Annotated in this window: 16 protein-coding genes; 5 read left to right on the top strand and 11 right to left on the bottom strand. The window is 69.8% G+C overall.

From position 1 onward, the window contains the following. Nucleotides 1-39: 39 nt before the first annotated feature. From ACTJJP_RS16605 to purS, 6 genes are all read right to left on the bottom strand, one after another. Nucleotides 40-969 (bottom strand): NAD(P)-dependent oxidoreductase, encoded by a 930-nt coding sequence (locus tag ACTJJP_RS16605; RefSeq protein ID WP_440776093.1) that lies wholly within the window; start codon nt 967-969, stop codon nt 40-42. Then, entirely contained in the window at nt 966-2,438 is a 1,473-nt protein-coding gene (locus ACTJJP_RS16600) for an FAD-dependent oxidoreductase (protein ID WP_440776092.1), read from the bottom strand. Before ACTJJP_RS16600 ends, ACTJJP_RS16605 begins: the two co-directional genes overlap by 4 nt. Nucleotides 2,439-2,440: 2 nt before the next feature. Next, on the bottom strand, nt 2,441-2,935 hold the full coding sequence (locus ACTJJP_RS16595) for an ureidoglycolate lyase (RefSeq protein WP_440776091.1): 495 nt from the start codon (nt 2,933-2,935) through the stop codon (nt 2,441-2,443). A 243-nt stretch (nt 2,936-3,178) separates the two neighbouring features. Beyond that, nucleotides 3,179-3,892 (bottom strand): GntR family transcriptional regulator, encoded by a 714-nt coding sequence (locus ACTJJP_RS16590; protein ID WP_440776090.1) that lies wholly within the window; start codon nt 3,890-3,892, stop codon nt 3,179-3,181. A 178-nt stretch (nt 3,893-4,070) separates the two neighbouring features. Then, nucleotides 4,071-4,778 carry a phosphoribosylformylglycinamidine synthase subunit PurQ gene (purQ, locus tag ACTJJP_RS16585; protein ID WP_440776089.1) on the bottom strand — a complete coding sequence of 236 codons (708 nt, stop codon included), beginning with the start codon at nt 4,776-4,778 and terminating at the stop codon, nt 4,071-4,073. Next, nucleotides 4,775-5,023, bottom strand: coding sequence for a phosphoribosylformylglycinamidine synthase subunit PurS (purS, locus tag ACTJJP_RS16580; protein ID WP_440776088.1), 249 nt, complete (start codon nt 5,021-5,023; stop codon nt 4,775-4,777). The genes purQ and purS overlap by 4 nt, the downstream gene beginning before the upstream one ends. A gap of 439 nt (nt 5,024-5,462) precedes the next feature. Between purS and ACTJJP_RS16575 the strand changes: the two genes are divergently transcribed. The 5 genes from ACTJJP_RS16575 (at nt 5,463) to ACTJJP_RS16555 (ending at nt 11,336) form a co-directional block, all read left to right on the top strand. Then, nucleotides 5,463-6,740 carry an ABC transporter substrate-binding protein gene (locus tag ACTJJP_RS16575; protein WP_440776087.1) on the top strand — a complete coding sequence of 426 codons (1,278 nt, stop codon included), beginning with the start codon at nt 5,463-5,465 and terminating at the stop codon, nt 6,738-6,740. A 78-nt stretch (nt 6,741-6,818) separates the two neighbouring features. Beyond that, on the top strand, nt 6,819-7,904 hold the full coding sequence (locus tag ACTJJP_RS16570) for a carbohydrate ABC transporter permease (RefSeq protein WP_440776086.1): 1,086 nt from the start codon (nt 6,819-6,821) through the stop codon (nt 7,902-7,904). Further along, complete coding sequence (locus ACTJJP_RS16565; RefSeq protein WP_440776085.1) at nt 7,901-8,806, top strand: carbohydrate ABC transporter permease; 906 nt, start codon at nt 7,901-7,903, stop codon at nt 8,804-8,806. The genes ACTJJP_RS16570 and ACTJJP_RS16565 overlap by 4 nt, the downstream gene beginning before the upstream one ends. 29 nt (nt 8,807-8,835) lie before the next feature. Next, the gene (locus ACTJJP_RS16560; protein ID WP_440776084.1) at nt 8,836-10,290 is read left to right on the top strand and encodes a glycoside hydrolase family 1 protein; all 1,455 of its coding nucleotides are present in this window, start codon (nt 8,836-8,838) and stop codon (nt 10,288-10,290) included. Between the two features lie 32 nt (nt 10,291-10,322). Then, nucleotides 10,323-11,336: a LacI family DNA-binding transcriptional regulator gene (locus ACTJJP_RS16555; RefSeq protein WP_440776083.1), complete on the top strand. Its 1,014-nt coding sequence runs from the start codon at nt 10,323-10,325 to the stop codon at nt 11,334-11,336. 26 nt (nt 11,337-11,362) lie between these two features. On the opposite strand, the gene nhaA is transcribed toward ACTJJP_RS16555, so the two are convergent. The 5 genes from nhaA to ACTJJP_RS16530 all read right to left on the bottom strand — a co-directional run bounded on the left by nhaA (nt 11,363) and on the right by ACTJJP_RS16530 (nt 15,437). Continuing rightward, nucleotides 11,363-12,694, bottom strand: a complete 1,332-nt coding sequence (gene nhaA / locus ACTJJP_RS16550; protein ID WP_440776082.1) for a Na+/H+ antiporter NhaA — start codon at nt 12,692-12,694, stop codon at nt 11,363-11,365. 111 nt (nt 12,695-12,805) lie between these two features. Beyond that, nucleotides 12,806-13,060, bottom strand: coding sequence for a hypothetical protein (locus ACTJJP_RS16545; protein ID WP_440776081.1), 255 nt, complete (start codon nt 13,058-13,060; stop codon nt 12,806-12,808). Between the two features lie 259 nt (nt 13,061-13,319). Then, nucleotides 13,320-14,288, bottom strand: coding sequence for a glycosyl hydrolase family 32 (locus ACTJJP_RS16540; protein ID WP_440776080.1), 969 nt, complete (start codon nt 14,286-14,288; stop codon nt 13,320-13,322). A 1-nt stretch (nt 14,289) separates the two neighbouring features. Further along, entirely contained in the window at nt 14,290-14,478 is a 189-nt protein-coding gene (locus tag ACTJJP_RS16535) for a hypothetical protein (RefSeq protein ID WP_440776079.1), read from the bottom strand. Further along, on the bottom strand, nt 14,475-15,437 hold the full coding sequence (locus ACTJJP_RS16530) for a carbohydrate ABC transporter permease (RefSeq protein ID WP_440776078.1): 963 nt from the start codon (nt 15,435-15,437) through the stop codon (nt 14,475-14,477). The genes ACTJJP_RS16535 and ACTJJP_RS16530 overlap by 4 nt, the downstream gene beginning before the upstream one ends.

Here is a 15,437-nt window from a genome sequence, read left to right as displayed (position 1 = left end):
TCGGCGTGTTCCGCGGCGCCAGCGGCGGCCGGCCCGGGCTCAGCCGCCGATGACGACGTTCAGCGGCTCATCACCGGCGCGCAGGCGGTCGATCTGACGACGCAGCAGGCGAGCGATGCGCGGGTGCATGGCATCCGTCGCTCCTCCGACGTGCGGGGCGATGAGGACGCCGTCGAGGCTCCACAGCGGGTGACCCGCCGGCAGGGGCTCAGGGTCGGTGACATCCAGCGCCACCCGGATGCGGCCGCGCCGCACGTGGTCGACGAGGGCGTCGGTGTCGATGAGGGGGCCGCGGCCCACGTTGACGACCAGGGCGCCGTCGGGGAGGGCCGAGAGGGCGGCGTCGTCGATCAGGTGGCGCGTCGCGTCGCCCCCGGGAAGAGAGGCGATCACGATGTCGGTCTCGGCGAGCACATCGCCGAGCTCACCGAGCGGGAAGACCTCGATGTCGTCCTGCAGCCGGCCGTGCGAGGCGACCGCGCGCACCTCCACCTCGAACGGCTTGAGGCGCGCGGCGATCGCGCGGCCGACGCCGCCGAAGCCCAGGAGCGTCACGCGCTGGTCGGCGAGTCCGGTGGCCGAGCCCCCGATCCACTCGCCACGGTCCTGCGCGCGCACGAAGTCGGGCAGGCGCCGCTGCGCCGCGAGGGCGAGTGCCACTGCCAGCTCGGCGGTCGCGGTCTCGTGCACACTCGAGGCGTTGGCGTAGACGAGGCCTTCGGGCAGGCGTCCCTCGACGTTGTCGTACCCGATCGACTGGCTCTGGACGAGCCCGACCTCGACGCTCGACAGGGCATCGATGACGCCGTCCATCGACATGTACGGCGGCACGACCATGTCGAAGCGCTCGCGCGGAGCGGCATCCTTCATGTCCCAGACGACCACCTCCACGCCGTCCGGCAGGGGGCGCAGGTCGTCGCGCAGTCGGGTGGTGGGCACGGACACGATGAGGGGCTTGTCGGTGGTCACCTGTTCGACGCTACCGCCGCCGGGGTGGGGGCGGACGCGGGTTGCGCGCGCCTGCCGATCTGCACTCCGACCGGCACATCGTAGGCGAGGTACTCCTCGAGCAGAGCCGTCGAGTCCCGCTCGAACAGGCGCCGCGACAGGGCCGCCGCGAGCTTGGTCGCTCCTCCGACGAGGCCGGGGATCTGGTGGCTCAGCATCCCCTGGCTGAGTCGGGCTCCGTGGTTGAACATGTGGATGCGCGACAGCGCCGAGCGCTCGGGTGCACTCCGGCTGACGAGGCCGAAGTCGTCGTCGAGGTAGGGGAACGCGGCCAGGCCGGGGTTCTGCGCCGCGGCCTCGGGTGGGAGTCGGTCGCTCCAGAGGGCGGCATCCGGAGCCACCGTCGCAAGCTCCGGGCGTCGGGCGAGGTCGGCGGCGATCCCCGTGGCGGCGAGGACCACGTCGTAGCGGTGGATGCCGTGCGGCGTGGTGACGACGATGTCGCCTCCGGTCCACTCCACGTGCTGCCACGGCGACGAGGTCAGGAAGCGGAAGTCGTCGAAGGCGTGCGCGCGCCAGAGGGCGTTCTGCGTCGCGGGCTGGTCGACGGCGGAGAGATGCACGTTGAACGCCCACTTCTGTGCGTCGGTGAAGGAGCCGTAGTTCTCGATGAGCCCGGCGAACTCCATCCAGCGGTAGGGACTCACCTGCGGCATCGCGGCGCGCCGCATGTGGACGTCGACGCTCGCGGCTCCCCGCTCGAGCGCGGTCGCCGCGTTGTCGAAGGCGCCCGTTCCCGCGCCCAGGATGCCGACGCGCAGGCCCGCGAGCGAGGCGAAGTCGATGTCGTCGTGCGTGTGGTGCACGCGCTCGGCGGGAAGGTCCGCGAGCAGAGCGGGCAGGTGCCTGCCGCCCGCACCCTCGATGCCGGTCGCCAGCACGACGTGGTGGGCGGGGAGCAGCCACTGCCCGTCGGGGCCGTCGAGGTGCAGTTCGAGGGGGCCGTCGACGGTCGTGGGTGAGAGGCTCGTGACACGGGTGGAGGGGACGACGGTGATGTCGGAGACCTCCCGGTACCACTGCAGGAACCCCTGCCAGGCCGTCGTCGGGAAGTATTCGATCCCCTCCCAGGCGGACGCGCCGTAGACCGCCTCGAACCAGGCGCGCGGGCTCACCGCCGGGGTTCCCCAGGTGGGCCACGCGATGTCCTTGGGCGTGCGGAGGGTGTGCATGCGGGCGTAGGTGGTCCAGGGGCCGGCCGAGCCGGCGGGGGCGGAGTCGACCACGACGACGTCGTCGATCCCGCGGCGACGCAGGCCCCGGGCCAGCACGAGACCGGCCTGCCCCGCACCGACGATGACGACCGGGCGCACGCCGTCGCGCGCACGGACCCACGATCGCCCGTCGCCGGCACTCAGGGCGGCCTGGTGCGCCGCATCGCGTTCGAGGGCGGCGAGGCGCGACGCCGCGTCGGGAAGTGCGGTGAGCACGCTCACTCCGCGTCGATCACGACGCGCACACCGTACGCGTCGTCGAGTCGGTGGTTGTGGTGGTCGGTGACGTTGGTGTCGTCGAGCTCGAGGTTGACGAAGTCCATGCTCGGATCGGCGAAGAAGGGGCCGGCGTGCCAGGTGCCCTTGCGCATCGTGATGGCGGTGCGCGGTGGGATGCGGAAGGCCCGCAGGTCGTCGAGTCCGGGCTCGTCGATGCCGGGCGCGGCGACGGCGATCGTCCACTCGACATCCCCGACGGCCATCAGTGTCTGCGTGGTCTCGAGGTGGCGGGTCACGCGCACGAACTCGGCCGGCTTGTCATCGAGGCGCATGAGGTAGAAGCGCGGGATGCCGTTCGACACGTCGAGCACGGCCTCCTCGGCGGTGAAGGGGGTGCCGTCCTCCATCGGGGTCAGCACGACGCCGTAGGGCTCGAAGTCGATCGGCGTGATGATCTCGGCGGTCAGGACGTGGGGGGTGAGGGTGTCGGTCACGGCGGCTCGCTTTCGTCGGGTGTGACGAGCGTACGCTTGTCCAACAAGTGAGAGACAAGCTTGTCCGACAAGTTCACGATGCGGTTACATCGTCGAAACGCGCGGTCGGTCGTGGCGGCCGGGCGCGTCACTGGTCGCGTCGGTCGAGTACGCCGACCGGCGGGGCGGGGCTTCGGGGCGGGCGGACGCCGAGGCACGGGAGTCCTCCGCTCGCGGGATGTCCTCCGCAGCCGACGACGCGGCTCAGGATCGCACGCGTCGGATGAGCGCGTTGCGCAGCCCCGCCGGCGCGGACAACTGCACCTCCCGCGACCAGTACCCGATCGCATCGTCGGCCCCGTAGCCGCAGTACGTCATCTCGATCACCGGCGTTCCAGGCTCCGCGTCGAGGATCGCGGCCCTCTCGGCGTCGAGCGCGATCGCGTCGATCCACATGGTCTCCCAGGCCACGCGGACGCCGTTCGCCGCCTCGGCGAGGTCGAACACGGGCCGGTGCGGATCGAGGTCGGTCGCACGCGTGAGGGGGACCATGTCTTCGGCGAGGGCGTACGGGGCGCCGTCGACACGCCACATCTTGCGCGTGCGCAGCACCTCGGTGCCGTCGGGCAGGTCGTCGTAACGCCCTTCGCCGGGGGCGAGCGTGATCCGCTCGGCGGCGACGACGTCGAGCGTCGGTTCGTAGCCGGCGGCTCGGATCGACAACGAGTGGTCGAACTGCTCGTCGATGCGGCGCCCCACCCCGGGGAGGCGCCGGTTCAGCGATGTGCGGGCGCCCTGCGTGCGGTGCACGTACCCGCGCTCCTCGAGGCGGATCAACGCCTCGCGCACCGAGTTGCGGCTCGCCCCGGTGAGCTCGGCGAGTCGCGGCTCGGAGGGGAGGGCCTCGGCATCCACCTCCCAGAGGGTGCGGATGCGATCGATGAGAGCGTCCTGGTCGGGCGAGCGCTTCACGGTCACGCCCTCACGCTATCGCGCGGTCGTCGCGGAGACGTCGGCCCGACGCCCGCGAGATCGCACGTCCGTGTCGGGATCACACGGAGGGCACCGGCCATATCGTGTGACGTCGACACGATCGTGTGATCTCACCGGCCGGCAGTGGCGCCGGACGGGCCGCTCCGGCGGGCGATGATCAGCGTCAGGCGGCGGCGCCCACCACGGCGGCGATCGCCGAGGTGAAGAAACCGAGACCGTCGACGCCGGAGCGCATCGCAGCGCTCGTGCCGGGGCCGAAGCCGGGCTCGACCGCGTGCTCGGGGTGCGGCATCAGTCCCACGACGTTTCCGCGCTCGTTGGTCAGACCGGCGATGTCGTCGAGCGAGCCGTTGGGGTTCACACCGAGATAGCGGAAGGCCACCAGGCCCTCGCCGTTCACGCGGGCCAGGGTCTCGGCATCCGCGATGTAACCGCCGTCGGCGTTCTTCAGCGGGATGACGATCTCGTCGCCCTCGGTGAAATCGTTCGTCCACGCGGTCGAGGCGTTCTCGACGCGCAAGCGCTGGTCGCGACGGATGAACTGCTGGTGGGCATTGCGGATGAGGCCGCCCGGCAGCAGGTGCGCCTCGACGAGCATCTGGAAGCCGTTGCAGATTCCGAGAACGGGCAGGCCCTTGGCGGCGGCGTCTTTGACCTCGGCCATGATCGGCGCGAAAGCGGCGATCGCCCCGGCGCGCAGGTAGTCGCCGTAGCTGAAGCCGCCCGGCAGCACGAGGGCGTCGACACCCTTCAGGTCGTGCTCGCCGTGCCAGAGGGCCACCGGCTCGCCGCCCGCGAGACGGATCGCGCGCTGGGCGTCGCGGTCGTCGAGCGAGCCCGGGAAGGTGATGACGCCGATGCGGGCGGTCACTCCACGACCTCGATGTTCACCACGTCTTCGATGACGGCGTTCGAGAGCATCTCGTCGGCGAGCTCGCGCACGCGCGTCAGGATGGCCTCGTCGACCTCACCGTCGACGGTGAGCTCGAAGCGCTTGCCGATGCGGACGTCGGAGAAGCGGTTCTCGCCGAGCCGCGACAGGGCGCCGGCGACGGCCTTTCCCTGCGGGTCGAGAAGCTCGGCCTTGGGCATGACGTCGACGACGATGGTGGGCACTGCAGCTCCAGGAGTCGGGTGGCGTTGTGGATGCCAGTCTAGGGGAGCGGGCTCCCGGCCTCACCCGTCGCGAGCCGCGTCGTCGCCGCCGCCTGGGAGCCGTGCCGTCGCCGCGAGCGCGTGGTGGTCGCCCGTGCTGGCGCTTGTTCGTGGGTGTTGCCGCCGCGAGAAACGCGGTTCGCGGGGAGAAACGCCGTGTGCGCGCGTTTCTCGGTCGGGGGAGCGTTTCTCGCGATCGATCTCACTGCGCCGCGTTCTCGCGTCGACCTCACCGCGCTGCGGCTCCCCGGCTCGCGCTGAGCAGCCGACTTGGGAGCGCTCCCTTGACACCATGGGAGCGATCCCATACATTCGGTGGCGATCGGTTGGGAGCGCTCCCATAGGCATGTCGCCCGGAGCCCCGCCGCGCCGATCCGCACCCACCACAAAGGAGTGACCCGTGAATACTCGTGCCCTGCGGCGGACCGCGCTCGTCGCCGCCGTCGCCTCCACCTCCGCCCTCGTCCTCGCCGGTTGCTCCGGCGCAGGCGGCTCCGCCTCGGGCGGGACCGATGGTGAGATCACCCTCACCATCGCCACGTTCAACGACTTCGGCTACACCGACGCGCTCCTGCAGGAGTACATGGACGCGCACCCGAATGTGAAGATCGTCCACAACAAGGCCGCGACCAGCAACGAGGCCCGCGAGAACTACTTCCAGAAGCTCGGCAAGACCGGACTCGCCGACATCGAGGCCATCGAGGTCGACTGGCTGCCCGAGGTCATGGAGTACGCCGACCTGCTCGCGCCCGTGCCCGACGACCTGAAGAGCCGCTGGCTCGACTACAAGGTCGAGGCCGCCACCAGCCCCGAGGGTCAACTCGTCGGCTACGGCACCGACATCGGCCCCGAAGGCGTCTGCTACCGCTCCGACCTCTTCGCCGCGGCGGGGCTCCCCACCGACCGCGCCGAGGTCGCGAAGCTGCTCGAGGGCGACTGGTCGACCTACTTCTCGGTCGGCGACCAGTACGTCGCCGCCACCGGTAAAGCGTTCTTCGACTCCGCGGGCGGTACGTACCAGGGCGCCATCAACCAGGTCGAGGCTGCGTATGAAGACCCCGATAACGGGGAGATCACGGCCACGAAGAACCCCGAGGTCAAGGACATCTACGACGAGGTGCTGGACGCCAGCGCCACGCAGTCGGCGCACCTCGGCCAGTGGTCCGACGACTGGTTCGCGGGTCTGTCGAACGGGGCCTTCGCGACCATGCTCTGCCCCGGCTGGATGCTCGGCGTCATCGAGGGCAACGCCCCCGAGGTCACCGGCTGGGACATCGCCAATGTCTTCCCCGGCGGCGCGGGCAACTGGGGCGGGTCGTATCTGACCGTGCCCGGCAACGGCGCCAACGTCGAGGCCGCGCAGGAGCTCGCCGACTGGCTGACCGATCCCGAGACGCAGGTCAAGGCGTTCGAGAACGCCGGAACCTTCCCGAGCCAGACCGACGCCCTGAGCGCCGCGGCGCTGACCGGCAGCACCAACGCGTACTTCAACGACGCGCCCGTGGGCGAGATGCTCTCCGAGCGCGCGCAGGCCGTGAAGGTGTCGCCCTACAAGGGCCAGTTCTACTTCCAGATCAACGACGCGATGCAGAAGGCCCTGACGCGCGTCGAGGACGGGACCCAGGATGCCGCCACCTCGTGGCAGCAGTGGGCGACCGAGGTCGACGCCCTGTCCTGACCCTCTCGCGAAACGGATGTCGGGGCCCGATCGCCCGAGCCCCGGCATCCGTTCCGCTCGTCTCGAGGAGGAGACACCGTGACAAGCACTCTCGAACGGCCCACGCGGCCGGCGCAGCCCCCGATCGGGGACCGGCAGCCCCGCCGGTTCGGCTTCGGTCGTCGCCTCAGCGCGTGGGATCTGAAGCTCTCGCCCTACCTCTACATCTCGCCGTTCTTCGTCCTGTTCGCGATCACGGGTCTGTTCCCCATCGCCTACACGGCCGTCATCTCGTTCATGGACTGGGATCTCGTCCGCAACTCCGGCGAGTTCATCGGCTTCGACCAGTACGCGTGGGTGCTCTCGCAGCCCAAGTTCTGGATCGCGCTGCGCAACACCTTCAGCATCTTCCTGCTCTCCAGCGTCCCCCAGCTGATCATCGCGATCTTCATCGCCGCGATGCTCGACCAGAACATCCGCGCGAAGACCTTCTGGCGCATGAGCGTGCTGATCCCCTACGTCATGGCCCCCGTGGCCGTGGCCCTCATCTTCAGCAACATGTTCGGCGACCAGTACGGCGTCGTGAACACCACGCTGCAGAACCTCGGCCTGCCCGCCGTCCCGTGGCATTCCGACGCCCTCGCGAGCCACGTCGCCATCGCGACGATGGTCAACTTCCGCTGGACCGGGTACAACACGCTCATCCTGCTCGCCGCGATGCAGGCGATCCCGCGCGAGTACTACGAGGCGGCGACCGTCGACGGGGCGGGCAAGGTCCGTCAGTTCTTCTCCATCACCCTGCCGAGCCTGAAGCCCACCCTGATCTTCGTCATCATCACCGCGACGATCGGCGGCCTGCAGATCTTCGACGAGCCGCGCATGTACGACCAGTACGGCACCGGCGGCGCCGACAACCAGTGGCTCACCGTGACCCTTTGGCTCTACAACGTCGGATGGGGGGAGTGGAACTTCGGTCGGGCCGCGGCGCTGGCCTGGATCCTGTTCCTGATCATCCTCGCCATCGGCGCGATCAACATGATCGTCACCCGCCTGCTGGTGCGCGACGACGGCAGCCGCGATCCCCGCAGCCGACGTGAGCGCCGGGCGCAGGCGCGCATCGCGAGAGAACGAATGATCGCGGATGCCGCGTCGGCCGGCACCCGTGGAGAGGAGACACGACGATGACCGCAGTGAACGCCGCCCCCGTCCCCATCGTGGAGCGCGACGCCCCGTCGCCTGCGCGCCGGCGTCCCCGCCCGGTGCGCGGCTCGCGGCCCGGCTGGATCGTCTACGCCAGCCTCGGTGCCGTGCTGCTGGCGAGCGTCTTCCCCTTCTACTGGTCGCTGCTCATCGGCTCGGGTGATTCGTCCACGATCCGCGACGCGAATCGCTCGTGGATCCCCGGGGGCAACTTCCTCGCCAACGCCGCCGCCGTCATCGGCGACCCGGCCGTCAACTTCTGGCCGGCGCTGCTGAACTCGATCATCAGCTCGGGGCTCATCGCGGCATCCGTCGTGTTCTTCTCCACGCTCGCGGGGTGGGCCTTCGCGAAACTGCGGTTCCGCGGCGGGCCCTGGCTGCTGGTCTTCGTCGTGGGCACCATGGCCGTTCCCATGCAGCTCGGGGTCGTCCCGCTATACATCCTCTTCAGCGAGCTCGGCTGGACCGGCCAGCTCGGCGCGATCATCGTCCCCGCGCTCACGAGCGCCTTCGGCGTGTTCTGGATGACGCAGTACCTGCGCCAGGCCGTGCCCGACGAGCTCATCGAAGCGGCGCGCGTCGACGGGGCCACCTCGTTCCGCACCTTCCTCACCGTGGGGGTGCCCGCGGCACGTCCCGCCGCGGCGATGCTCGGTCTGTTCACGTTCGTGAGCGCCTGGAACAACTTCTTCTGGCCGTTCATCGTGCTCGATCGCCAGAACCCCACGCTGCCGGTGGCGCTGTCGCTACTGCAGTCCAATTACTTCGTCGACTACTCCGTCGTCCTCGCGGGCGTGCTGCTGTCGACGATCCCGCTGCTGCTGTTGTTCGTGTTCGCGGGCAAGCAGCTGGTCAGTGGCATCATGCAAGGGGCGGTCAAGGGATGACCCTCGCGCCCACGGAAGGAACCCGAACCATGTCCCACACCCGAGCGTTTCCCGACGGCTTCCTCTTCGGTGCCGCCACCGCCGCCTACCAGATCGAGGGAGCGGCGTTCGAGGACGGCCGCACGGCATCCATCTGGGACGCGTTCTGCCGCGTTCCCGACGCCGTCATCAACGCCGACAACGGCGACGTCGCGTGCGATCACTACCACCGCTTCGCCGACGACGTGCGGCTGATGAAGGAACTCGGCCTCCAGACCTACCGTTTCTCGACCTCGTGGGCGCGGGTGCGTCCCGACGGCGGGGCGCTGAACGCGAAGGGCGTCGACTTCTACAAGCGTCTCGTCGACGAGCTGTTGAACGCGGGCATCCTGCCCTGGCTGACGCTGTATCACTGGGACCTCCCGCAGGCGCTGCAGGAAAAGGGCGGGTGGACCGTCCGCGAGACGAGCGAGCGCTTCACCGAGTATGCGCTCGACATGCACGACGCCCTCGGTGACCGCGTCGACGTCTGGACGACCCTCAACGAGCCGTGGTGCTCGTCGTTCCTCAGCTACACCGCCGGCATCCACGCCCCCGGTCACTACTCGCAGGCCGAGGGCATGCTCGCCGCCCACCACCTGCTTCTCGGGCACGGCCAGACCGTTCGCGAGCTGCGCGCGCGCGACGCCTCGCTGAACCTCGGTCTGACGCTGAACCTGACGGTGGCGGATGCCGTGGACCCGGCGAACCCCGCCGATCTCGACGCCGCGCGGCGGATCGACGGACAGTTCAACCGCTGGTTCCTCGACCCGGTGTTCCGCGGCGCGTATCCGGCCGACATCATCAAGGACTTCCGCGACACCGATGCCGAGGCCGTGGCCCGCTGGCAGGACGCCGTGCAGCCCGGCGACCTCGATGTCATCTCGACCCCGATCGACTCGCTCGGCGTGAATTACTACCACGGCGAGTTCGTGGGAGGCGCGCCGCCGGAGGTCGACCCGCCCGCCGGTGACGCACCCACCACGCGGCCGATCGGCAAGCCGTTCCCCGCGCACGAGAACCTGTACTGGCACGACCGGGGCCTGTCGCGCACGAACATGGGCTGGGAGGTGCAGCCCGAGGGGCTCACGCGCCTTCTCGAGCGCGTGAGCGAGGAGTACTCCGCCCCCGCCGGCACGGCGCTCTACGTCACCGAGAACGGCGCGTCGTACGACGACGAGGTCGTGGTCGAGGACGGCGAGACCCGCGTGCACGACACCGAGCGCGTCGAGTTCGTCGAGGCGCACTTGGCTGCCGTGCTGGATGCCGTCGAGAAGGGCGTCGACGTGCGTGGCTACTTCTATTGGTCGCTCCTGGACAACTTCGAGTGGGCCTGGGGCTACGCCAAGCGTTTCGGCATCGTGTCGGTCGATTACCAGACTCAGGAGCGGACCGTGAAGGACTCCGGCCGGCAGTACGCTCACATCATCGCCGAGCGCGCACTGGCCACCGAACCCGCGGTGTGACCCTCGCGCGAGGGCTCCGAGGAGGCATCGCGATGGAACTCGCACCCGTTCGAGGCGCCGCCACCATCGAGGAGGTGGCGGCCCGCGCCGGCGTCTCACGATCGACGGTGTCTCGCGTGGTCAACGGTTCCACCGCGGTCTCTCCCGCGGCCCTCGAAGCCGTGCGCCAAGCGATCGACGACCTGCAGTACGTCCCCAATCGTGCGGCGCGCTCCCTCGCCAGCCGGCAGACACGCGCCATCGCGCTCGTCATCCCCGAGCAGACCGACCGCTTCTTCGGCGACCCCTTCTTCGCGTCGATCGTCGCCGGCATCGGCGAGGTGATCGGCGAGAGCGACTACATCATGAACATGCTGATCGCCAGCGACGACGTCAGCGCCAAAGCACTCGGGTATCTGCGCGGCGGGAGCGTCGACGGGGCGATCGTCGCGTCGCACCACACGAGCGACACGTTCCTCGAGCGCATCGCCGACGTGGTGCCCGTCGTCTACGGCGGCCGACCGGCGCGGGTGCGCGAGGAGGACTACTTCGTCGACGTCGACAACGTCCAGGGCGGCCGGAGCGCCACCGCTCACCTGATCGCGCGCGGGCACCGTCGTATCGCCACGGTGTCGGGTCCGCCCGACATGCCGGCCGGCATCGACCGTCTGCAGGGGTTCCGCGACGAGATGGCCGCGGCGGGACTCACGCCCGTGGCGGTGGAGGACGGTGACTTCACCGAGAGGGGCGGCGCCCTCGCCATGAGTCGCATCCTCGACGCCGACGTGCGGCCCGACGCTTTCTTCGTCGCGAGCGATCTCATGGCGCGCGGGGCGTACGCGGCTCTGCGCGAACGGGGCATCGAACCCGGACGTGACGTGGCGGTGATGGGCTTCGACGACTCCGCGGTCGCGACCGCCCTCACCCCCGCTCTCACCACCGTGCGCCAGCCCTCGCTCGCACAGGGGCGGCAGATGGCATCCGTGCTCCTCGACGTGCTCGCGGGTCGCCCCGCGGCGCACGCGACCATCCTGCCCACCGAGGTCGTGGAGCGCGCGTCGGCCTGAGCCTGCGTTCGCCTGGCTGACGCCCGTCAGCGGTCGCGTTCGGCCGGCTGCTGGTACACATCGGGAACGTCGTCGCCGTCGGCATCCACGTCCTCTTCGAGCGCGAGCTGCTTGTAGCGCCGGTTGCGCACGAGCAGCACGGCCGAGGCGAGCACGGATGCCAGGAGGGACGCGACCATGATCGCGATCTTGGCGTCGTCGGTGTGCGGCGAGCCCTCGGGGAAACTCAGCTCGGCGATGAGCAGCGACACCGTGAACCCGATGCCGGCGAGCAGGCCGACTCCGGCGAGGTCGATCCACTTCAAGGCAGGATCGAGTCGTACCTTCGTCACCAGCGTCAGCAGGCGCACCCCGAGCAGGATGCCGAGCGGCTTGCCGAGCACGAGCCCCGCGACGACGCCGATCGTGACGGGGTCCGAGACGGCGCGCATCAGTCCCTCGCCGCCGCCGACCGAGACGCCCGCGGCGAAGAAGGCGAAGAGGGGTACGGCGATGCCCGACGACAGGGGACGGAAGCGGTGTTCGAACTGTTCCGCGAGATCCATGCCGCGGATCTCGGGCTGGCGACGCGACGCCGCGACGGGGATGGTGAAGGCGAGAGCGACACCGGCGATCGTGGCGTGCACACCCGACGCGTGCAGGAACGCCCAGGCCGCGAAGCCGACCGGCAGCAGCACGAGCCACGCGCCCCACGGGGTGCGTGCGAACCAGGCGCGCCCCCGGTGCGCGATGACGGCGTAGACCGCGACGAGCAGGGCGAAGATGGCCAGTGGCAGCAGTGAGATGTCACTGGTGTAGAAGATTGCGATGATCGCGATCGCGATCAGGTCGTCGACGACGGCGAGGGTCAGCAGGAAGATCCGCAGCGGTCCGGGCAGATGCGAGCCGACGAGGGCGAGGACCGCCACGGCGAACGCGATGTCGGTCGCGGTGGGGATGGCCCATCCGGCCAGCAGGCTCGGCTGGGTGTGGACGATGGCGACATAGATGAGGGCCGGCACGGCGACGCCGGCGACGGCGGCCGTCACCGGAACGATCGCGGTGTTCAGCCGTCGCAGGCTGCCGACGACGATCTCGCGTTTGAGCTCGAGCCCGACCATGAAGAAGAACACGGCCAGGAGGCCGTCGGCCGCCCACGCGCCCACACTCAACTCGAGATGCCACGGCTCGTAGCCGAACCGGAAGTCGCGCAGCGCGAAGTAGGACTCGGACGCGGGGGAGTTCGCCCAGATGATGGCCGCGATCGCCGCGACGACCAGCAGCATGCCGCCGACGGATTCGCGGCGGAGGAGGGTGGTGACGCGATGCACCTCGGCGTAGCCGGGCCAGCTCGGGGCGCGCACGGTCTCGTGGCTCATGAAGATTCCTCAGGGGTCGATCGACAGAATGTCGACCAGACTTCCCGACGCACCGCTACCCATTCTACAGCGTGGGAGCCGCGCGACCGGGTTCGATCGCGCGGCCACCGCTCAGGCCGACTCGTCGTCTTCCTCGGCGTTGAAGTGCGAGGCGGTGTCGGAGTGACCCGCGGCGACGCCGTCGGGGTCGCTGGGGATGGTGCCGTCGGTGCCGAGGCCGCCGGGCTTGGGTTCGCCCTCGGAGCTCGAGGAGGTATCGGCGTCCGAGTCGGGAGCGCCCTCGGTGGGCGACACTTCGACGTCGGCGCCCTCGTACGCGTTCTCGTCCGCGGCGGCCTGCGAGGGGTCGGAGATTTCGGATGCCATGGGCGTGCCTCTCGTCGTCAGTGGCGGAGCGCCGGTCGGTGCCCGCCGGATCGCCGACGTTACCGATGCGCCGGGACGCGGCATCCCCTCTTGCGGGGTGGTACGGGGTGTGCTGACCTCGCCCGGGGTCGGCTCCCGGTCGGTCAGCTCGTTCGCGGTGTCGACCGCGCCCACGGCGCAAGACACCCCCTCGAACCTCCCTGGATCCGACGGGGTGAAACGCAGCGCCGCACACGCCGAGCGCGCTCGAGCATCGGGGTCAGACCGAGAGGGCCGGCTGCTTCACGACGAGGCGGTCGCCGTCCCAGCCCACGGGCATGGGGTCGGTGACACCGCCGACGAAGCCGCCGTCGGGGCCGACGTTGCGGAAGGCCAGCAACTGCCACGCGCCCGCCCGGTCCCGGATCAGGCGCCCGACGTAGAGGTCGTCTTCGGTGATCGGCGTCGCGGTGGCGATGTCGAACGGGCCGAGCACGCTGTCGGCGGGCACCGCCCACACCGCACCGCGCGGGTGGCGTTCCCGCACGGCATCCATCGCCTGGGCGGTCATGCACGAGAACAGCAGCACCGCGCGGCCGTCGACCTCTTCGACCTGGGTCACCTCGAGCTGCCCGAAGCCGTCGTCGCTCGGAGCGGTGACCGGCGCCTGCAGCTGCCACGTCTCGAGGTCGTCCGACGTCGCGTGCGCGACGACACCCCGACCGTTGAGGGGGCCGTGCGTCGCGCGGGCGGTGACGTACATGTGCCAGCCGCGACCTGCGGGATCGGCGAAGACCCACGGGTCGCGGAAGGCCTCGTCGTGCCAGTCGCTGTTCGCCAGGCGCTCGTAGATCGTGCCGTCCGCCTCGAGCACCGGGTTCGCGGGGTTCTTGTGCCAGGTGAAGAGGTCGGTGCTCGTGGCGTAGCCGATCCGCTGCACGTTGCGGCCGTCGTCGTCCAAACGCGAGCCCGTGTAGAAGAGGAACCAGGTCCCGTCGGCGCGGCGCACGGTCGAGCCCGTCCACGTGGCGAGGGCGTCGAAGTCGTCGGCGCCTCCGCGCACCAGGGCGTCGGCGACGCGCTCCCACGACACGAGGTCGGTCGAGACGGCGTGGCCCACCGAGGCGCGGTAGTGACGGTCTTCCGGGTCGTGCAGTGCGCGCGACGCATAGAGGAAGAACAGGTGGTAGGCGTCACCGTCGTCGGCGAACCAGAAATCCCACACGTAGGAATCGGCGAGGTCGAACACGTCAGGCACTCTCTTTCAGCGCAGCGGGAAGCTGCGGGTCTTCTCGGGTCGGGGGGTCGATGCTCTGGCGACCGACGGTGATAGCGGCGGCGGCCGGGCTTCCGCCGGGGCGCTCGGCCGCCCCGGCGGAAGGGGTGGTGATGTCGGTGAGTGCCCCTCCGAGCACCACGACATCGAATTCTCGTGTCATCCCTTGACCCCGGATGCCGCGATGCTGCTGACGAAGGCGCGCTGGAAGACCAGGAACACGATCAGCACGGGCAGGGTGATCAAGGAGGTGTAGGCCATGACCTCGCCCCACGCGGTGTTGAGCTGGAAGAAGTACTGCATACCGACCATGACGGGCCGCAGCTCCTCCTTCTGCACGACCATGAGGGGCCACAGGTACTGATTCCACGCGGGGAGGAACGTCAGGATCGCCACTGTCGCGAACGCCGGACCCGAAAGGGGCACGATGATGCGGCGGTAGATCGTGAACCAGCTCGCCCCGTCGATGCGGGCCGCCTCGTCGAGTGAGGTGGGGATGGTCGAGAAGTACTGCGCGAACAGGAAGATCGAGAACGCGTTCGCGATGAACGGCACGATCTGCACCTCGTAGGTGTTCAGCCAGCCGAAGTCGTATTTCAGCACGCCGCCCTCCATGACGAGGGTCGGCAGCTGATTGACCCAGTAGACCATCGGCACCGCGATGGTCTCGAACGGCACGATGAGGGTCGCGATGATGAGCGCGAACACGACGACCCGGCCCTTCCACCGCAGGCGCGACAGGGCGAAGCCGGCGAGGGAGTTCACGATCAGCCCGAGGCCGACGGTGAGCACGGTGACGAGGATCGAGTTGAACAGGAACTGCGCCACCGGAACGCGGTCGAAGACGCCGAAATAGTTGTCGAGGCTGATCTCGCCGGTGGGGAGGAACGCCGCCGGGGAGTTGATGTCGCGGAGGATCTGCGCGTCGGGTTTCAGGCTCGACACGAACATGAACACCAGCGGGAAGAGGAAGAACACCGCGAGGATCGACATCGACACGTACGTGAGGATGCGGCCGTTGCGGCCCTCCGACGAGCGGGTGCGCGTGCGGACGGACGACCCCTGACGTGCGGGGCGCGAGGCGCGGGCGGCGCCGCCGGGGCGCTCGAGGGTGCTGGTCAT

The sequence above is a fragment of the Microbacterium sp. 22296 genome (genome assembly GCF_052045385.1).
In the GTDB taxonomy this organism is placed as follows: domain Bacteria; phylum Actinomycetota; class Actinomycetes; order Actinomycetales; family Microbacteriaceae; genus Microbacterium.
Note: the sequence above shows the minus strand (reverse complement) of the source record. Positions and strands in the feature narration are given on the sequence as shown.